Source organism: Streptomyces sp. PH10-H1, from assembly GCF_030063355.1.
Classification (GTDB): domain Bacteria; phylum Actinomycetota; class Actinomycetes; order Streptomycetales; family Streptomycetaceae; genus Actinacidiphila.
The window spans coordinates 11,684-30,485 of record NZ_JASISZ010000017.1 but is presented as its reverse complement, the minus strand read 5'-3'; the positions used below and the strand labels follow the sequence as shown (position 1 = coordinate 30,485).

The 18,802-nt window shown below is 70.8% G+C and carries 11 protein-coding genes and 2 pseudogenes; 6 read left to right on the top strand and 7 right to left on the bottom strand.

The window, feature by feature from the left end:
• The 3 genes and pseudogenes from QMK24_RS13450 to QMK24_RS13440 all read left to right on the top strand — a co-directional run.
• Positions 1–192: pseudogene (locus tag QMK24_RS13450) on the top strand (DUF2637 domain-containing protein); the annotation flags it as partial.
• A 138-nt stretch (positions 193–330) separates the two neighbouring features.
• Complete coding sequence (locus QMK24_RS13445; RefSeq protein ID WP_283465915.1) at positions 331–1,788, top strand: replication initiator; 1,458 nt, start codon at positions 331–333, stop codon at positions 1,786–1,788.
• Positions 1,785–2,069, top strand: a complete 285-nt coding sequence (locus QMK24_RS13440) for a hypothetical protein (protein ID WP_283465913.1) — start codon at positions 1,785–1,787, stop codon at positions 2,067–2,069. The genes QMK24_RS13445 and QMK24_RS13440 overlap by 4 nt, the downstream gene beginning before the upstream one ends.
• Before the next feature lie 48 nt (positions 2,070–2,117).
• Here the strand turns inward: QMK24_RS13440 and QMK24_RS13435 are convergent, their stop codons facing one another.
• Together QMK24_RS13435 and lon are read right to left on the bottom strand one after the other, a co-directional pair.
• Positions 2,118–3,641 (bottom strand): recombinase family protein, encoded by a 1,524-nt coding sequence (locus tag QMK24_RS13435; protein ID WP_283465912.1) that lies wholly within the window; start codon positions 3,639–3,641, stop codon positions 2,118–2,120.
• The gene (gene lon / locus QMK24_RS13430; RefSeq protein ID WP_283465911.1) at positions 3,532–5,886 is read right to left on the bottom strand and encodes an endopeptidase La; all 2,355 of its coding nucleotides are present in this window, start codon (positions 5,884–5,886) and stop codon (positions 3,532–3,534) included. The genes QMK24_RS13435 and lon overlap by 110 nt, the downstream gene beginning before the upstream one ends.
• A gap of 203 nt (positions 5,887–6,089) precedes the next feature.
• Between lon and QMK24_RS13425 the strand changes: the two genes are divergently transcribed.
• The 3 genes from QMK24_RS13425 to QMK24_RS13415 all read left to right on the top strand — a co-directional run bounded on the left by QMK24_RS13425 (position 6,090) and on the right by QMK24_RS13415 (position 11,870).
• On the top strand, positions 6,090–6,806 hold the full coding sequence (locus tag QMK24_RS13425) for a response regulator transcription factor (RefSeq protein ID WP_283465910.1): 717 nt from the start codon (positions 6,090–6,092) through the stop codon (positions 6,804–6,806).
• Positions 6,803–7,879 carry a HAMP domain-containing sensor histidine kinase gene (locus QMK24_RS13420; RefSeq protein ID WP_283465908.1) on the top strand — a complete coding sequence of 359 codons (1,077 nt, stop codon included), beginning with the start codon at positions 6,803–6,805 and terminating at the stop codon, positions 7,877–7,879. Before QMK24_RS13425 ends, QMK24_RS13420 begins: the two co-directional genes overlap by 4 nt.
• Positions 7,880–8,108: 229 nt before the next feature.
• Positions 8,109–11,870, top strand: coding sequence for a multifunctional oxoglutarate decarboxylase/oxoglutarate dehydrogenase thiamine pyrophosphate-binding subunit/dihydrolipoyllysine-residue succinyltransferase subunit (locus tag QMK24_RS13415; protein WP_283465906.1), 3,762 nt, complete (start codon positions 8,109–8,111; stop codon positions 11,868–11,870).
• A 139-nt stretch (positions 11,871–12,009) separates the two neighbouring features.
• On the opposite strand, the gene fxsT is transcribed toward QMK24_RS13415, so the two are convergent.
• From fxsT to QMK24_RS13390, 5 genes and pseudogenes are all read right to left on the bottom strand, one after another.
• Positions 12,010–15,009 (bottom strand): FxSxx-COOH system tetratricopeptide repeat protein, encoded by a 3,000-nt coding sequence (fxsT, locus tag QMK24_RS13410; protein ID WP_283465905.1) that lies wholly within the window; start codon positions 15,007–15,009, stop codon positions 12,010–12,012.
• Positions 15,010–15,058: 49 nt separating this feature from the next.
• Positions 15,059–16,495 (bottom strand): aKG-HExxH-type peptide beta-hydroxylase, encoded by a 1,437-nt coding sequence (locus QMK24_RS13405; RefSeq protein WP_283465903.1) that lies wholly within the window; start codon positions 16,493–16,495, stop codon positions 15,059–15,061.
• Positions 16,492–17,661 (bottom strand): FxsB family cyclophane-forming radical SAM/SPASM peptide maturase, encoded by a 1,170-nt coding sequence (locus QMK24_RS13400; RefSeq protein WP_283466038.1) that lies wholly within the window; start codon positions 17,659–17,661, stop codon positions 16,492–16,494. The genes QMK24_RS13405 and QMK24_RS13400 overlap by 4 nt, the downstream gene beginning before the upstream one ends.
• A gap of 144 nt (positions 17,662–17,805) precedes the next feature.
• Positions 17,806–18,012, bottom strand: coding sequence for an FxSxx-COOH cyclophane-containing RiPP peptide (gene fxsA, locus QMK24_RS13395; protein ID WP_502962509.1), 207 nt, complete (start codon positions 18,010–18,012; stop codon positions 17,806–17,808).
• A gap of 99 nt (positions 18,013–18,111) precedes the next feature.
• Positions 18,112–18,802 (bottom strand): annotated as a pseudogene (locus QMK24_RS13390) (SAV_2336 N-terminal domain-related protein); the annotation flags it as partial.

The following is an 18,802-nucleotide window of genomic DNA, read 5'->3' as shown; positions in this document are numbered from 1 at the left end:
GTGACCGTCACCCGGACCACAGTGACCGCCGCCCGTCCGCCCGTGCCCGGTGCCCTCCTGACTGTGGCCCGCCGCATCGCCGACAAGCACCACGCCGACGAGGGCGAGCCCATCACGCCCGGACAGCTCAAGACCCGTCTCGGGGTCACGCTGCCGCTGGCAACCGCCGCGCTGGAACAGCTCTCCGCCTGAGCCTCGCCCCCGCCGGCCGAATCACCCACCCGAAAATCCCCGCCCGACCGGGCTCGGTTCGCCATGCCCCCAGGCAGCAGCACGCCCGAAAACCCCGCTGCTGCCTGGGGCACCCCCGCCATGAGAGGACCCGCCCCGATGACTGCGCCCCTGGACCTGCGCCACGTCGTCAGCCCCGCCGTGCGGGACCTGATCGCGCTGGTGAACCTCCCCGACTTCGACCGCGCATGCGAAATGGTCGAACGCGTCGGCGGCTGCACCGAACCCGTGCGCCTGGTCGGCCACACCGCCACCGTGGACACTACGAGCGGTGAGGTACTGCGGTCCTACACCACCCGTGACGAGCCGACCGGACGCCTGCTCACCCCCTGTGGCAACCGGCGCTCCTCGCGCTGCCCGTCCTGCTCACGCGTCTACGCGGCCGACACCTTCCACCTGATCCGCGCGGGCCTGTGCGGCGGCAAGAGCGTCCCCGAGACCGTGCGGACCCACCCGCGCGTCTTCGCGACCCTGACCGCCCCCTCGTTCGGAGCAGTCCACAACCGGCCCTCCGCCCCCAGCGGCGCTGCCCGCCCCTGCCGGTGCCGCAAGACCCACGATGACGCTGACGCGATGCTCGGCACGCCGCTGAACCCCAAGACCTACGACTACTGCGGCGCGGTGCTGTTCAACGCCCACGCCTCCGCCCTGTGGGCGCGCTTCACGATCTACCTGCGCCGCGAACTCGCCGCCCTGCTCGACATGACACAGAAGGCCATGCGCGCCGAACTGCGGGTGTCCTTCGCCAAGGTCGCCGAGTACCAGAAGCGCGGCCTGGTCCACTTCCACGCCGTCATCCGCTTGGACGGCCCCGAGGGCAGCGACACGCCCCCGCCGTCCTACGCGACCGCCGACGTCCTCAGCGCCGCAATCCGGGCCGCCGCCGCCCGCGTCGTCCTGGCCGTGGAATCCGACGCGATCGGGGAACGCCAACTGACCTGGGGTGAACAGATCGACGTCCGCGAGATCGCTGGGTTCGGCACCGACGCCGAACTGACCGATCACGCCGTCGCCGCCTACGTGGCCAAGTACGCCACCAAGTCCGCCGACGCGTCCGGCACCCTGGACCGCTCCCTGTTCTGCGGCCCCTGCAACGGGCGCGGAATGGCCCTGTCTGCACAGACCGGTGTCCCGGTGGAATGCCGGGCCTGCTCCGGTACCGGCCAGTCCCGACCACTGCACCGACTCGCCGTACAGCGGCACGTGCGGCAGATGATCCGTACCTGCTGGGACCTGGGCCAGCTCCCGGAATTCGCCGACCTCAAGCTCTGGAAATGGGCACACATGCTCGGCTTCCGGGGCCACTTCTCCACCAAGTCACGCCGCTACTCCGTCACCCTCGGCGCACTCAGGGATGCCCGCCGCACCTGGCGCACCGAACAGGCACGCGCACGCGCCGACCTGCCGAACCTCGACCCGACAACGACCCTCGTCGTCTCCCACTGGGCATACCACGGATCGGGCTACAGCCCCGGCGAAGAGTTCTTGGCCGCGACGGTGAGACACAAACGCGAACTCGCACGACAGGCCAAGCACGAAGGGGAGGGCTGGACATGACGACCGCGCTCGAACCTGTGCGCAGCGTCCCACGTCGGCGGCTTCCCTCACGCCCCCGACGGCACACCAGCGTGCCCGTCCTGGAACCCCTGCGGCTGATCGAACCCTCGGTCGTCCCGGTCGAGATCGCCGCGCCCGTGAAAGTGGTATCCAAGCGCGATGAAGCCGCCGAGAGGGCGCGTCACCTGGACAGAGTGTGTGCTCGCTTCCCGACGCAGATCAGCGAAGCAAACGCGCGGCGGCTGGCTCAGTTGCTCGGCGGCGAGACTGACGGCCAGTAGCACGAAGGGGACTCCTCAGCGGAGTCCCCTTCTCGTCTCTCCGGGTGGCTAGAGCGGATTGGGATCGATGTCTATCCGCCCGTAGTCGAACACGCCGCGCTTACCGGTGGCTTCGTCAACGATGACTGCCGCGAAAAGGAACCGGATCACTGCGTTCAGCCGCTGGACGTTGCCCGCCGTCTCCAGCTTCCCCCAGCTCTCCCGCGCGTGCGGCCCCACGAGCCCTTCGAGGACTTCGAGCGCGGGCCGGACGACTGTCTTGCGCTCCCGTTTGGCAATGCGGTCCTCTACTACCTTCCGCATCTGCCGGTACTCGCGCGTCTTGATCTCCTGGGCGTCCCACATCTCTTTCAGCTCGGCCAACTCGGCCCTGTCGGCCTGGATCGCTTCGGCGTCCTCGCTCGGCATGGCCGTGCTGATGTTGGCTTCCTGGCCGTTGACGTCAAGGTTCTCCAGTAGGCGGATGGCGGCGTCCTTGACGAACTCCTCGGTCTTCTTCGCGGCGATCTTCCGGCCGCACTGGGCCTCGTCACGTCGGGTGTGCCGAGTACAGGTGTACGCGGGTTGCTTCGAGGCGGTACCGGCCATCCTGGTGCCGCATCCCTTGCACGTGATCACGCCGCGCAACAGGTAGAAGCGGGCGGGCTTGGTTCGCATCGCCCATGCCGACGCCCGGTAGCTGCGGTGCTCGCGTACCTCGTTCCACAGCCCCCGGTCGATGATCGCGGGCCACTCCCCGTTGCCGATCTCCTCGCCACGAAACACCCGGATTCCGGCTACGTGGCGGTTGTCGAGTAGGTCCAAGATCCGGTGCGGGCTCCATGCCTTACCAAGTGCGGTCTTCTCGCCTCGCTCGTTGAGATCGCTTGCAAGGGCGTCGGGGGTCTCCCCGGCCACGTACCGGGTGAACACGTCCCGGACAATCTTGGCCTCGGCGGGGATGGGCTCCATGCCGGTCTTGTCGTACCCGTAGCGGCGCTTCCCGGTGTGTGGGCGGCCGTCCTGGGCGCGCTCGATCATCGCGTCGCTGAGGCGGCGTGAGGTGTCGTCGCTGGAACGGCAGGCATGGGCTACCTCGATCCGCAGGAAAAAGCGGTCGTCCGGGTCGGAGAGGTCGCGCTGATTGGCCTGCCCGTGAAGGGTGATGTCCTGGTCGTCGGCGATCTGCAACAGCTCTTCGAGGTCGCGCGGCTGCCTCATGAGCCGGTCGGGGTGGTACGTCAGCACGTGGCGCACCTTGCCGTCTCGGGTGGCCTCAAGCAGGGCATCCCATCCGGGCCGCTTGCGGGTCCGACGCCATGCGGAGCGGTTGTTGTCCACGAAGACGAGTTCGGGCGGGATGGTGAGCTTCAGGCGCTCGGCGGTGTCCCGGCACAGCCGCTCTTGCCGTTCGACGCCGGTTTGATCGTCGTCATTGACGTGCGAGATGCGACAGTAGATCGCGGCAGGCTCCCCCGCCCAGTCACCACGCGAACGCCGGGAACGCTGCGGCCCGGCGACCCTGGCGACGCCTCGTAGGCGCTGTTCGTCCTGGGCCGACTTCTGACCGGTTGCGGTGTCGTCTGTGTTCATGGGTGAAAGGGTATGAGCAAGGAATGACCCCTCCGATGGGCAGCACCCGCCCGGTCAGCGACACCTCACCGGTCATGGCCACATCGGTGCGGACCCGCTGCCCCGACAGGAGCGAGGCCAGCGCCGTCGTCATCGTGACGCCCGCGCTCGGGCCGTCCTTGGGGATGCCGCCGGCGGGCACGTGGATGTGCACACCCCGCTCCTTCAGATCGCCGACCGGCAGCTCCAGTTCCGCGCCGTGCGAGCGCAGGAAGGAGAGCGCGATCTGTGCCGACTCCTTCATGACGTCGCCGAGCTGGCCGGTGAGCGTCAGCCCGGAACCGCCCGTCTCCGGGTCGGCCAGCGACGCCTCGATGAACAGGACGTCGCCTCCCGCGCCGGTCACAGCCAGGCCGGTCGCCACACCGGGTACGGCGGTACGCCGCTCGTCCGGCTCCTGTGCGGACTCCGGGGTGTGGTGCGGCCGCCCGATCAGCGCCCGCAGGTCCCCGTCGGTGACGGTGAACGGCAGCTTCTGGTCACCCAGTTCGTGCCGAGCCGCGATCTTCCGCAGGATGCGGGCGATCGACCGCTCCAGGGTGCGTACGCCCGCCTCGCGGGTGTACTCCCCGGCGAGCTTGCGCAGCGCGCCGTCGTCGAGCGACACCTCGTCGGCCGCCAGACCGGCCCGCTCCAGCTGGCGCGGGAGCAGGTGGTCGCGGGCGATGGTGACCTTCTCGTCCTCGGTGTAGCCGTCCAGCCTGACCAGTTCCATCCGGTCGAGCAGCGGCTCGGGGATCGAGTCCAGGACGTTGGCGGTGGCCAGGAACACCACGTCGCTCAGGTCCAGCTCGACCTCCAGGTAGTGGTCCCGGAAGGTGTGGTTCTGCGCCGGGTCCAGGACCTCGAGCAGCGCCGCCGCCGGGTCGCCCCGGTAGTCGGAGCCGACCTTGTCGATCTCGTCGAGCAGCACCACCGGGTTCATCGACCCGGCCTCCTTTATGGCCCGGACGATCCGGCCGGGCAGCGCGCCGACGTAGGTACGCCGGTGGCCGCGGATCTCCGCCTCGTCCCGTACCCCGCCCAGCGAGACCCGGACGAACTTGCGCCCCATCGCCTTCGCCACCGACTCGCCCAGCGAGGTCTTGCCGACCCCGGGCGGGCCCACGAGCGCCAGCACCGCGCCTCCGCGACGGCCGCCGACCACACCCAGCCCGCGGTCGGAGCGGCGCTTGCGCACCGCCAGGTATTCGGTGATGCGCTCCTTCACATCGTCGAGACCCGCGTGGTCCGCGTCGAGCACCGAGCGCGCGCGCGGGATGTCGTACACGTCCTCCGTGGTGGTGTTCCACGGCAGTTCCAGCACCGTGTCCAGCCAGGTGCGGATCCAGCTGCCCTCGGGCGAGGCGTCGGAGGAGCGCTCCAGCTTCTCGACCTCCTTGAGCGCGGCCTCGCGCACCTTCTCCGGGAGATCGGCGGCCTCGACCCGGGCCCGGTAGTCACCTGCCTCGTCCTCCGGCTCGCCGTTCAGCTCGGAGAGCTCCTTGCGGACGGCGTCGAGCTGCTGGCGGAGCAGGAACTCGCGCTGCGTCTTCTCCATGCCCTCCTGCACGTCCTTGCGGATGGTGTCCGCGACGTCCTGCTCGGCGAGGTGGTCGCGCAGCAGCGTGATGGCCAGCCGCAGCCGCTCCACCGGGTCGCTGGTCTCCAGCAGCCGCACCCGCTGCTCGGTGGTCAGGAACGAGGAGTAGCCGGAGTTGTCCGCGAGCTGGGAGACGTCCTCGATCTGCTGCACCCGGTCCACGACCTGCCAGGCGCCGCGCTTGCGCAGCCAGCTGGTGGCCAGCGCCTTGTACTCCTTCACGAGCTCCGCGACCGCGCCGGGCGCCTCGGTGACCGCCGGCTCCTCGACCCGCGTCCCCTCGACCCACAGCGCCGCCCCGGGACCGGACGTGCCGGCCCCGATCCGCACCCGCGACACCCCGCGGATGACCGCGCCCGGGTCCCCGTCGGGCAGCCGGCCGACCTGCTCGACCCAGCCGAGCGTGCCCACGGCGGCGTATGTACCGTCCACCCGTGGAACAAGCAGCACCTGCGGCTTGCTCTTACCTCCTGAGACATGCGCGGACTGCGCGGCCTCGACGGCCGCGCGCACCTCGGTGTCCGTCAGGTCCAGCGGCACCACCATGCCGGGCAGCACCACAGCGTCATCCAGTGGCAGCACAGGCAGGGTGAGCGGGCCGGACGATGCGGATACAGCAGCCATGATCTCTCCCTAAGCAAGCAAGTTGAGTTATGTGGACTCAATGCATCTGCTCCCCCCAGTGTTCCCCGACAGGTGTTCGCTCTGAGCGATCACGCTTCAGGGGGCCCGACAGGCCCGTGGATGCCCCTTTTGGACCACGTAGCCGAGCGCGTCACCCGCCCCGTACGCTGCATGCCAACCAGGACGACCTTGTGGGGCGGGCGATGGACAGCACTCAGACGACACCTGGCGCTCAGCGCCGGGTGCTGGTGGTGGAGGACGATCCGACGATCGCCGACGCCATCGCGGCCCGGCTGCGCGCCGAAGGATTCCAGGTCCGCACGGCCGGCGACGGGCCCACCGCCGTGGACACCGCCATCGCGTGGCAGCCCGATCTGCTGGTGCTGGACGTGATGCTGCCCGGCTACGACGGTCTCGAGGTCTGCCGCCGGGTACAGGCGCAGCGGCCGGTGCCGGTGCTCATGCTGACCGCCAGGGACGACGAGACGGACATGCTCGTCGGACTCGGGGTCGGCGCGGACGACTACATGACGAAGCCGTTCTCCATGCGCGAGCTGGCGGCGCGGGTGCATGTACTGCTGCGCCGGGTGGAGCGGGCGACGATCGCCGCGCACAGCCCACGCGGCGGCAGCCTCCAGCTCGGCGACCTGGAGATCGACAACTCCCAGCGCCGGGTCCGGGTGCGCGGCACCGATGTGCACCTGACCCCGACCGAGTTCGATCTGCTGGTGTGCCTCGCCCAGCAGCCGCGCGCCGTGCTGTCGCGCGAGCAGCTGCTCGCCGAGGTGTGGGACTGGGCCGACGCGTCCGGCACCCGCACCGTCGACAGCCACGTCAAGGCGCTGCGCCGCAAGATCGGCGCCGAGCGGATCAGGACGGTCCACGGCGTCGGCTACGCACTGGAGACCCCGGCCCCATGAGGCTGTGGGCGCACCTGTGGGCAGCGCTTCGGCCCTACGACCCGCTCCGGTCGATCAAGGCGGCGCTGCAGCTGCTGGTCGTCGTGTCGGTGCTCATCACCACGCTGCTGGTGATCGTGGCGATCCACTCGGCGACCGAGCTGCGGGTGATCACCATCTTCTCGATCATCGCCTGTCTGCTGATCACCCAGTTCGTGGCGCACGGTCTGACGGCGCCGCTGCGGGAGATGACGGCGGTCGCCCGGGCCATGGCCCAGGGCGACTACAGCCGACGGGTGGCGCGGGTGCGGCGCGACGAGGTGGGCGAGCTGGCGGAGACGTTCAACCGCATGGCGGCCGACCTGGAGGCCGTCGACCAGCACCGCAAGGAACTGGTGGCGAATGTCTCACATGAGCTGCGCACCCCCATCGCGGCGCTGCGGGCGGTCCTGGAGAACGTCGTCGACGGGGTGTCCGAGGCCGATCCGGAGACGATGCGCACCGCGCTGCAGCAGACCGAGCGGCTGGGCAAGCTGGTCAGCCAGCTGCTGGACCTGTCCCGGCTGGACAGCGGGGCCGTGCGCCTGGACGCCAAGCGGTTCGAGGTCTGGCCCTATCTGTCGGCCGTGCTGAAGACCGCCAGCCTGGGCATGGAGGGCGTGGCCCCGGCCCGCTCGCGGAGCCGGCCCCGCGCCGATGTGCATCTGCATCTGGACGTCTCGCCGCCGGAGCTGACCGCGTACGCCGACGCGGAGCGGCTGCACCAGGTGGTGGCCAACCTCGTCGACAACGCGGTCAAGCACAGCCCCCCGGGCGGCCGGGTCACGGTCAGGGCCCGGCGCGGAGCCGTGCCCGGGAGCCTGGACCTGGATGTGCGGGACGAGGGTCCCGGCATCCCCGAGTCGGAACGCACCCGGGTCTTCGACCGCTTCAGCCGGGGCGCCCACCCGGGAGGAGACGGCGGTACGGGACTGGGTCTGGCCATCGCGCGCTGGGCGGTCGATCTGCACGGCGGAGCCATCGAGGTGGCCGAATCCCCTCGCGGCTGCCGGATCCGCGTCACACTGCCGGGTTCGGTTCCCGCGCAGCGTTGACATAGGCTGGCAATATGGGTGCGGTGGACAGCGGGCCGTACTCGTCCGGGGGCCTGCCGTCACAACCCCTAAGAGGGATCGATTTCCCGTCATGAACAGGGCCGAAACCCCTCTTCCGGTGTGACATGCGCGACGACTGACCCCCGGGCCTGCGCCGAAGGGCCCGGTAGGCGTAGCCTTTATTCCCGCTGTCCACCATCTTGTGAAGCGGAAGAGGGCGGTTGCCGCCGTGTCGCCACAGTCCCCCATTAGCTCGAGTACCTCGATCGAGACCAACGGCCAGGGCAAGAGTCCTGCCGCGGGCTTCGGCCCCAATGAGTGGCTCGTCGATGAGATCTACCAGCAGTACCTCCAGGACCCGAACTCGGTAGACCGAGCCTGGTGGGACTTCTTTGCCGATTACAAGCCAGGGACGGACACCGGATCCGCGGTGGCCGCCCCGGCCGCGCAGGCTCCGGCCGCACCGGCCCCGGCTACTGTCCCTGCCCCACCGGCCGCGCCGGCCCCCGCGAAGGCCGCCGCTCCGGCACCGGCCCCCGCGGCAGCCACGCCCGCGGCCACCGCCCCCGCCAAGCCGGCGGCTGCTGCCGTCAAGGCGGCCGAGCCGGCCGCCAAGGCACCCGAGGGGCCCGAGTACATCACGCTGCGCGGCCCGTCCGCCGCCGTCGCGAAGAACATGAACGCCAGCCTCGAGCTGCCGACGGCGACCAGCGTGCGCGCGATTCCCGTGAAGCTGCTGTTCGACAACCGCATCGTCATCAACAACCACCTCAAGCGCGCCCGGGGCGGGAAGGTCTCCTTCACCCACCTCATCGGGTACGCGATGGTGCAGGCCCTCAAGGCCATGCCGACGATGAACTACTCCTTCACGGAGAAGGACGGCAAGCCGACGCTGGTCAAGCCGGCCCACGTCAACCTGGGCCTGGCGATCGACCTGGTCAAGCCCAACGGTGACCGCCAGCTCGTCGTCGCGGCGATCAAGAAGGCCGAGACGCTCAACTTCTTCGAGTTCTGGCAGGCGTACGAGGACATCGTCCGCCGCGCCCGCGCGAACAAGCTGACGATGGACGATTTCACCGGCGTCACCGCCTCGCTGACCAACCCCGGCGGCATCGGCACCGTGCACTCCGTGCCGCGCCTGATGCCCGGACAGGGCCTGATCCTCGGCGTCGGCGCGATGGACTACCCGGCGGAGTTCCAGGGCACGTCGCAGGACACCCTGAACAAGCTCGGCATCTCCAAGGTCATGACGCTGACCAGCACCTACGACCACCGGGTCATCCAGGGTGCGGCGTCCGGCGAGTTCCTGCGCCAGATGAGCATGCTGCTGCTGGGCGAGAACAGCTTCTTCGACGACATCTTCGAGTCGCTGCGCATCCCGTACGAGCCGGTCCGCTGGCGGACCGACATCGACACCGCGCACGACGACGACGTCACCAAGGCCGCCAGGGTCTTCGAGCTGATCCACTCCTACCGGGTCCGCGGCCATGTCATGGCCGACACCGACCCGCTGGAGTACCGCCAGCGCAAGCACCCGGACCTGGACGTCCTCGAGCACGGCCTCACCCTGTGGGACCTGGAGCGCGAGTTCGCGGTCGGCGGTTTCGCCGGCAAGTCGCTGATGAAGCTGCGCGACATCCTCGGGGTGCTGCGCGACTCGTACTGCCGCACCGTCGGTGTCGAGTTCATGCACATCCAGGACCCCAAGCAGCGCAAGTGGATCCAGGACCGTGTCGAGCGGGCGAGCACCAAGCCGGAGCGCGACGAGCAGCTGCGGATCCTGCGCCGGCTGAACGCGGCCGAAGCGTTCGAGACGTTCCTGCAGACCAAGTACGTGGGCCAGAAGCGGTTCTCGCTGGAGGGCGGCGAGTCCGTCATCCCGCTGCTCGACGCCGTCATCGACGCGGCCGCCGAGTCGCGCCTCGACGAGGTCGTCATCGGCATGGCCCACCGCGGCCGGCTGAACGTACTGGCCAACATCGTCGGCAAGTCGTACGCGCAGATCTTCCGCGAGTTCGAGGGCAATCTCGACCCGAAGTCGATGCACGGCTCGGGCGACGTGAAGTACCACCTGGGCGCGCAGGGCACCTTCACCGGCAAGGACGGCGAGCAGATCACCGTCTCGCTGGCGGCGAACCCCTCGCACCTGGAGGCCGTGGACCCGATCGTCGAGGGCATCGCGCGCGCCAAGCAGGACGTCATCAACAAGGCGGGCACCGACTTCACCGTCATGCCTCTCGCGCTGCACGGCGACGCGGCCTTCGCCGGCCAGGGCGTCGTCGCGGAGACGCTGAACATGTCGCAGCTGCGCGGCTACCGCACCGGCGGCACCGTGCACATCGTGATCAACAACCAGGTCGGCTTCACCGCCGCCCCGGCCGCGTCGCGCTCGTCGATGTACTGCACCGACGTCGCCCGCATGATCGAGGCGCCGATCTTCCATGTGAACGGCGACGACCCGGAGGCCGTGGTCCGCGTGGCGCGGCTCGCCTTCGAGTTCCGCCAGACGTTCAACAAGGACGTCGTGATCGACCTGGTCTGCTACCGCCGTCGCGGTCACAACGAGGCCGACAACCCGTCGTTCACCCAGCCGCTGATGTACGACCTGATCGACAAGAAGCGCTCGGTGCGCAAGCTCTACACCGAGTCCCTCATCGGCCGGGGCGACATCACCCTGGAAGAGGCCGAGCAGGCCCTGCAGGACTATCAGGGCCAGCTGGAGAAGGTCTTCACCGAGGTCCGCGAGGCCGCCTCCATCCCCGCCGCCACCGAAATGCCGGTGCCGTCGCAGGAGTTCCCGGTCAAGCTGGACACGGCGATCAGCCAGGAGGTCATCAAGCGGATCGCAGCCGCCCAGGTCACCATCCCGGACCGCATCACCGTCCACCCGCGCCTGCTGCCGCAGCTGCAGCGCCGCGCGGCCAGCGTCGAGGACGGCACGATCGACTGGGCGATGGGCGAGACCCTCGCCGTCGGCTCGCTGCTCATGGAGGGCACTCCGGTCCGGCTCGCCGGCCAGGACTCCCGCCGTGGCACCTTCGGCCAGCGGCACGCCGTCCTGGTCGACCGGGAGACCGGCGAGGACTACACCCCGCTGCTCTACCTCTCCGAGGACCAGGCCCGCTACAACGTCTACGACTCGCTGCTCAGCGAGTACGCGGCGATGGGCTTCGAGTACGGCTACTCACTGGCCCGGCCCGAGGCGCTGGTGATGTGGGAGGCCCAGTTCGGTGACTTCGTCAACGGCGCGCAGACCATCGTCGACGAGTTCATCTCCTCCGCCGAGCAGAAGTGGGGCCAGACGTCCGGCGTCACCCTGCTGCTGCCGCACGGCTACGAGGGCCAGGGCCCGGACCACTCCTCCGCCCGCATCGAGCGGTTCCTGGCGATGTGCGCGCAGAACAACATGACGGTCGCCACCCCCACCACCCCGGCGAACTATTTCCACCTGCTGCGCTGGCAGGTCCACAACCCGCACCACAAGCCGCTCATCGTCTTCACCCCGAAGTCGATGCTGCGTCTGAAGGCCGCGAACTCCCGGTCCGAGGACTTCACCTCGGGCGGGTTCCAGCCGGTCATCGGTGACACGACGGTCAGCCCGTCCGCCGTCCGCAAGGTGGTCTTCTGCTCCGGCAAGGTCTACTACGACCTGATCGCGGCACGTGAGGCCAAGGGCGCGAACGAGGTCGCGATCGTCCGGATCGAGCGGCTCTACCCGCTCCCCGGCGCCGAGATCCAGTCCGAGCTGGCGCGGTACACCGGTGCCCAGAAGTACGTGTGGGCGCAGGACGAGCCCGCCAACCAGGGCGCCTGGCCGTTCATCGCCCTGAACCTGATCGATCACCTCGATCTGGTGCTGGGCGCGGCTCCCGACAACGCCGACCGGCTGCGCCGGGTGTCCCGCCCGTCGTCCTCGTCGCCGGCCGTCGGCTCCGCCAAGCGTCACCAGGCCGAGCAGGAGGCCCTGGTCAACGAGGTCTTCACGATCTGACCAGATCTGACCAGATCTGGTCAGGGGCAGCATGGGCTGCTGGACCAAGGGCCGGGCCCGCCACCGATCAGGTGGCGGGCCCGGCCCTTGTCCGTGTTCCCTGTGTTCCCTTCCGTTCCGTGTTCCCTTCCCTGCCGGCTCAGGTGATCTGGGGTTCGAAGTCCCAGAACGGCCGGGTGCGGGAGCGCGCCGAGACGGTGTGGACGTGCTGGGCGCCCAGGGTCACGGCGAGGGTCGCGAGAGCTTCCTCCTCGACCTTCTCCGCCTCCTGGCGCTTGCGCAGCGCCCGCAGATCGGCGGCGAGCGCGATCCGGGAGGACAGCGTCAGCGGGTGGATGCCACCGAGCGTGGCCGCGGCGCGGGCCGCCGTGTCGCGGCTGAGTTCCGCGGCTCCTTCGGGGTCACCGGAGAAGTTGCGGGTGGCGGTGGCGTTGAGGGCGCAGCCCAGCGTCCAGGGATGGTCGGGGCCGACGGCCTCGTTCATCCCGGTGAGCGCCTCCTCGACCAGTTCCTGGGACTGCTGGCGTTCACCGGCCGCGCGCAGCACCAGCCCGTGGTTTCCGAGGCTGCCCAGCACATACGGGTGGCTGGAGCCGAGTGTGGCGCGGTAGCGGCGCGTGACGGCCTCGCCGACGGCCCGTGCACTGTCCAGGTCGCCGTGTTCGCGCGCCACGCAGGAGTAGCTGGAGGCGACCATCAGCGACAGCGGGTCGTTCTCGCCCAGCACCCGCTCCACGCGCTCCAGCAGCCGGGCCAGCAGCGCCTGGGCCCGCAGCCGGTCGCCCGCCCGGTACTGGCCCATCGCGAGGTTGTGCTCGGCGCGGAGCGTCTGCGGGTTGTCCGGGCCCATCACATCGCGGTGGGTACGGACGCTGCGGTCCTGGACGGAGACGGACTCCTCGTAGCGGCCGAGCAGCCGCAGGTCCCAGGCGTAGTGGATCTCCGACAGGAGCGTCCAGTTGTGGCGCGGACGCAACGCGTCGCGACGGGTGTCGAGGGTCTGCCGGTTGAGGTCGAGTGATTCCTCGTAGCGGCCGAGCAGCCGGACGGACACGGCCAGGTTGCTCCGGGCGCTGAGCGTGCGCGAGTCGCGTTCGCCCACGAGGTCGAGATAGCCCTCCAGGACCAGCCGGGACACCTCGTACGCCTCGTCGTACCGGGCGAGGCCGCGCAGGGACGCGGCCAGCCCGGAGGCGGCCCGGAGCAGGTCGAGGTCCTGCTGGCCGCGCTCCTCCCGCAGATGGTCCACGGCGATCCGCGAGATCGCCTCGGCCTTCGCGTAGTCGCCGGTCGAGTGCAGCAGGTTGGAGTAGTGGTGGACGATGTCCCAGATCCGGGGGTGGAGTTCGCCCAGCAGTTCCTTCCAGGCGGCCATGGTGCGTTCGGCCAGCTTCAGCCCGGACTTGTACTCGCCGGACAGGTACATGTAGCGCAGCGAGTTCAGGACCAGCTGCTGCACGTCCGGGTCGGTGCTCTCCAGCACCCCGGCCGCCTTGAGGTGCGGCGTCAGTTCCGCGTAGCGCGGCCACAGCCGGGTGTCGGTGGGCCGGCCGGGATCGGCGGCGGCCAGGGCGCGGCGCACCACGTCGGCGTATTCGCGCCGGTCGGCCTCGGGCATGCCGTCGCGTACGGTCTGATGGACCATCCGGTGCATGTGGAGGATCTCGGAGCCGCCGCCCGGCTCGTCGCCGCCGACGTCATGGGACTCGCGGCGGACCACCGAGTACTGGACGAGTTTGGCGGTGGCGTCGTTCCAGCGCAGCGGATCGTTCATCAGCCCGACCAGCTGCTCGGGCAGGTCGCGCATCGGCAGCTCGCGCAGCAGCCGGACGGGGATCGGGCCGGGCGCGAAGAAGACGCACAGCCGCAGCAGTTCGATCGACGCGGGTTCGGTGTCGCGGAGCTGGTTGAGCAGTATCGACCAGGCGGTCTGGAAGGTCATGGGGAAGTCGGCGGCGACCTTGAGCCCGGCTTCGGTGTTGGACCCGGTGGTCAGCAGTCCGATGTACTCGTCGACGGACATGGTGGAGTCGCTGAGCCAGCCGGCGGTCTGGTCGAGCAGCAGCGGGAGGTCCTCCAGCGCCTCCGCGAGCCGGTTCGCGTCGCCCTCGTCGAGCCGGCCGGCCCGGCGGCGGACGAAGGCCACGCTCTCGTCGCGGGAGTAGACGGGGATCTCCATGAGCGCGGTGTTGTGCTCGCCCCACGCCCGGTTCTGCGAGGTGATCAGGACGTGTCCCGGACCGCTGGGAAGCAGGTCGGCGATGTCCCCAACCTGGTCGGCACCGTCCAGGACGAGCAGCCAGCGGGAGTACGGATTGCCGCGGCGCAGCGCGTCGAGTACGGCGCGCAGCCGCTCGCCGTACTCGGGCCCGGTGGTGAGGCCGAGGGCCGGGGCGAGTTCGGCCAGCCGCTGGCGCAGGGTCCCGCGCTGGTCGGCGGGGACCCACCACACGGCGTCGTACTCGGAGCCGAAGCGGTAGACGTACTCGGCGGCGATCTGCGTCTTGCCGACTCCGGACATGCCGAGCAGCGTGACGACGGCGGCGCCCTGTTCGGCTTGTTGCAGCCGGTGGTAGACATCGCCGAGCAGGTTCTCGCGGCCGGTGAAGCGGATGTTGCGGCGCGGGACACCGCCCCATACGCGGGGCTGGTCGTAGGGGAAGCGCGGGCTCGAGCGGTTCGGGGCGTCCTCCGCGGGCGCGGTGTCGGGGGTGCCGATACGGGCCAGCAGGCGGCGTTCCGCCTCGTGCGCGCCGATGCCCCAGAGCGAGGACGCGCTCAGGGCGGCGGTCGCGGTGGGCAGCGAGGCGTTGGTGACCGAGACCGCGGCGAAGCGGTCGGTGTTCGTCGCGACGACGGCGCGCAGCGCCTTGTTCCACTCTTCGTGGGTGCGCGGGCCCAACTGGAAGTACCAGTCGCTGAGGATGACGAGGATTTTCCCCTCGGCGAGCATGAGGTCTTCCAGCGCCTGCTCGATCGTGGTGCCCGGAGGCGGATCCCAGCGCGCGAAGGAGACGAGGTGCCCCTGGCGTTCGAGCCGGTCGCCGATCCACGCGGCCCAGGCCCGGTTGAATCCCGCGAAGCTGATGGTGACGGGCTGCCTTTCGGCCGTTGCCGCCGACTTCCGCACTACGGCCATGCGACCGTCTCCCTCGTGATGCGAACAAACGTACGGCCCCAACGGACCGTCAGATCCCTTTGCTGGGAACATACACCGGCGAATCCCCTCCTGCGGTCTGCCTCCGCCACATCCTGCGTGCGGTCTCCACGTAGGCGCTCGCTCGGGCCAAGTGGCCCTCGGGCGGCGGATGATCCATCAATCGGGTGAGCTGTCGGACCATGGCGTTGACGAACACCCTTCCCTCGCGGGTGAGGCTCTGCGATCCGGCCAGCGCGGGCAGTGCGGCGCCGACCTGTTCGCGGCAGCGGGAGTGCTCGGCCCACGCCTTGTCGCGTTCGGCCGCGTCCGTGGCGACCAGCGCGAAGCGCTGCCAGTACTCGGCGAGCGCCAGATGGGAGTACGCGCCCTGCAGCAGCCCGTCGAAGGGGCGGGCGTCGGGCCGCCACGGGGCCCAGTGCCGGTGCTGGGTACCCGCCGTGTGCAGGGCGACAAGGTCGGCGAGCGCGCCGAGCTTGGCGTGCTGCAACTCGTGGACGAGCGTCGCGGCGAGATAGGCGGGGGTCCGCGGCGTACTGCTGAGCACCGCGCCGAACGCCTCGCGCCGGGTGCCGCTGCAGTGGGCCGCGCCGCCGCCGTACGGGACCGCCCCCGGCGGCGGGGCCAGCGGCACGACACAGTCCAGCAGTCCTGCCACCTCGTCGGACCGCACCTTCCCGCCGAGCGCGATCAGGGGCAGCGCGCCGGTCCAGGCCGACTGCCACTGGTCGAGTTCCGCGGTGGTCAGCCGTTCCCCGGCCTTCAGCCCGTGGCGCTCCAGTCCGCTGTCCGCGGTCCTGAAGGGGTCGATCTCGTCGAGCAGGACCGGGCGCGGCCCGCCGGTCAGGACCCGCAGCGGGCACCAGCGCGGATCGTCCGACCGCCAGGTCCCGTCGGGGTGACGGTGGATCCCGACGGGACCGCCGTGCGACACGGTGATGGCCAGCAGGCCCTCGGTGACGCGGAGTTCCGCCATTCCGGGTGCCGCGCGGTCGTGTCCGCCGGAGGTACTCAGCGCACCGAGGGTGGGCAGGATCAGCAGGCCGTCGTGGTGGGCGAGCCGCAGGGTGCAGGGCAGGCCCGCGCGCGCCGCCGCGGCGGCCGCGAGGGCGCCGAGGTGCGCCAGGTCGCGGGTGAGCTCGGGCCCCTGGCCCGCGCTGCCGAGGCAACGCAGGCAGCGGCGCACCCAGGGACCGACGAGGGGGTAGAGGAGCACCCGGCGGGCGGCGTCCCGGTCGGCCCGCTCGGCGGCCTCCAGGAGTGCCCAGTGCCGGCGGAAGAGCACCGCGGCCGGCCCGGGGCTCTCCGCGACCACGTCGAGCAGGGCGCGCAGCTGGAGCAGCCGCAGGGTGTGCTGGCCCGCGGTGAGTAGGGCGAAGGCCTCGGGTCCGCCGTGCGTCCCGCCGAGCTCCCGGAGCACGGCGTCGGAGATGCCGCCGGGGACGCCGGAGCGGATGGCTGCGGTCATGCCGCGGCCGCCTCGGCGAGCCGGGCCGCGACATGGCGGATCAGCCGCTGCAGATCCGCGCAGTACACCGACGGATGACGGAATCCCTCGCCGTCGCGGTACCGGTGGGCGTAGTGCCCACCGCCGCACACCTGGACCAGCGGGCAGCGGCGGCACTGCGCGGCCAGCGCGGCCAGGCCGCCCTGCCGGGCGGCGACACCGGGGTGCGCGAGCGCCTCGTCGAAGGCGTGGCGGAAGACGTCGAGCCCGGTGAAGGCGGCGCCCTCGTAGGCGGACTTGAGGGAGTCCACCTGCTCGATGCTGCCGTCGGTCTCCACCACCACCGCGTCGAACGGCTGCAGGCCCAGCGATTCGGTGGCCGCCGGGGCGCCGAGGAGCAGCGCGACGCATTCCTCGAAGATCCGCACCCGGACCTGCCGGCGGTCCGACCGCCACCACCGGTCGAAGACGGTGCACAGCCAGTCGCCGTACGGGGCCGGCCGTTCGGCCGGGGCGGGCAGTCCGGGCGGCGGCGCGCTCCAGTTGCCGTGCGGGAGAAGGAAGTCGACGGCGGGCGGCGCGAAGCCGAGCAGTGACGCGTAGACCTCGGCGGGGTCCGAGGCCAGGTCGACGACGCACAGCACTCCGGCGTAGCTGCTCCGGTGCCGCTCCTCGGCCAGCAGCCGCAGGCCGCGGGCGGCGGCGGTCCACGACGGGCGGCCCGCGTGGTCCACCCGGGACCGGTTGTGGGCGGGCAGACCGCCGTCGAGGCTCACACCGACCCGGATGCGGTGGGCGGCCAGTGTACGCAGCCGCTCGTCGTCGAGCAGCGTGCCGTTGGTCTGGACGGTGGCGTGCACGGCGCAGCCCGCGGGCACGGCGGTACGCACCCGGTCCACGACGGCGCCCAGCGCGGCGGCCCCGGCGAGCAGCGGTTCACCGCCGTGCAGGACGACGGCGATGTCGGTGAGCCGGTGCGTGGCGGCGTGTTCTGCGATCCGCCGGGCGGTGGCTTCGAGCACGGGGGCGGCGGGCGTGGCGGGGCGGCGCCGCCAGCCGCTGTCGGGGCCTTCGTAGAGATAGCAGTAGCGGCAGGCGAGATTGCAACGGCCGTTCATCTTGAGGATGAACTGGCGGAAGGGAACCGGACGCGGGCCGTCCGTGCCCGAAAGCTCCCTCGGCGTCAGCGGTTCCTCCGCCTGCTGCCTCACTCCCACGGTGATTCCCCTGTCCCCCGGTCCGTCGCGGAACCTTCCTTCCGGTGCGGAGACATAAACCCCGGAGAATTGACATTGTCCGGATCAACGCCCGACACGACCGAAACCGGGCCGTCAGAACGCGTTGCCGAACCCCCAGAGCATTTCCGTCGGTTCGCCGAGCCGGGCGCGCAATCCCTGCAGCAGCTCGGACAGCACCGGGTGGTCCAGTTCCCGCAGCGCCTCCAGATCCAGGTCCAGCAGGTCCGGCAGCCCGGCCGCGTTCGCCGGCATCACGCTCGCCGGTATTTCGGTACGCTCCGCGTTCTCTTCCTGACGCATCGTCACACCACCCTTGTTTCCCCGTAGTTGGGGAGCCCATCAGGGATTCCCGCCCACCGGTCGGCCAAAACCCCCGGCAGGGTGTCCAGGCCGCCGTTGCTATCGTCCACCGCCAAGACCGGCCAGCCGTTCCGCCGTCCACTCCGCGTCCCGGCCGCCGCCGTCCGGCAGTCTGCGCCATTCCTCCAGGGCCGCCCGGTACGCCTCGCGCGCGGCACGCGGCCGCTGCGCGGCCTCGTACACCATGCCGCGCCAGTGGTGGGCCTCCGCGGCCGTGCGTACCGCCGCAGACGGGTCCTGCAGCTGCTCCTCGGCCGCGCGGGCGGTCTCGGCCGCTCTGCGGAAGGCGTCGGCCGCCTGGTCCAGGCGGTCGGAGCGGCCGGTGTGCCGGAAGTTCAGCCGGTGCGCCCGGCCCAGTTCCAGCCAGGCGCGCGCCCGCACCAGCGGCGCCCCGCCGTTCCTGGCCGCCAGTCCGAAGATGTGCTCCGCCTCCATGAGGTCGACCGGGTCCTCCCTGTTCCGGTACCGCAGCAGCAGCGCCCGCCCCAGCATCATCAGCCGCTGCGCGAGCCGGGGATGGCCGGCCGGGGAGTGCATCCGGCAGTCCCGCAGCACCCGGATCGCCCGGGACACGAACGCGGCACCGTCCGGCAGCGCCGCCCGCTCCAGCAGGGCCGCGCCCCACTCCTCCATCAGCTCGCCGTACTCCGGCCGGTCCCGCTGCATCAGACTGGCCGCCACGGCGAACCGGTCGGCCGCCTCGTCCAGATCGGACGGCGATCCGCCCGCC

Bases quoted from the DNA above. Each gene is read 5' to 3' on its own strand.
- lon (WP_283465911.1), bottom strand. From the start codon at position 5,886: ATGGCTGCTGTATCCGCATCGTCCGGCCCGCTCACCCTGCCTGTGCTG.
- QMK24_RS13405 (WP_283465903.1), bottom strand. From the start codon at position 16,495: ATGACCGCAGCCATCCGCTCCGGCGTCCCCGGCGGCATCTCCGACGCC.
- fxsA (WP_502962509.1), bottom strand. From the start codon at position 18,012: ATGCGTCAGGAAGAGAACGCGGAGCGTACCGAAATACCGGCGAGCGTG.
- QMK24_RS13420 (WP_283465908.1), top strand. From the start codon at position 6,803: ATGAGGCTGTGGGCGCACCTGTGGGCAGCGCTTCGGCCCTACGACCCG.
- QMK24_RS13445 (WP_283465915.1), top strand. From the start codon at position 331: ATGACTGCGCCCCTGGACCTGCGCCACGTCGTCAGCCCCGCCGTGCGG.
- QMK24_RS13440 (WP_283465913.1), top strand. From the start codon at position 1,785: ATGACGACCGCGCTCGAACCTGTGCGCAGCGTCCCACGTCGGCGGCTT.
- fxsT (WP_283465905.1), bottom strand. From the start codon at position 15,009: ATGGCCGTAGTGCGGAAGTCGGCGGCAACGGCCGAAAGGCAGCCCGTC.
- QMK24_RS13435 (WP_283465912.1), bottom strand. From the start codon at position 3,641: ATGAACACAGACGACACCGCAACCGGTCAGAAGTCGGCCCAGGACGAA.
- QMK24_RS13425 (WP_283465910.1), top strand. From the start codon at position 6,090: ATGGACAGCACTCAGACGACACCTGGCGCTCAGCGCCGGGTGCTGGTG.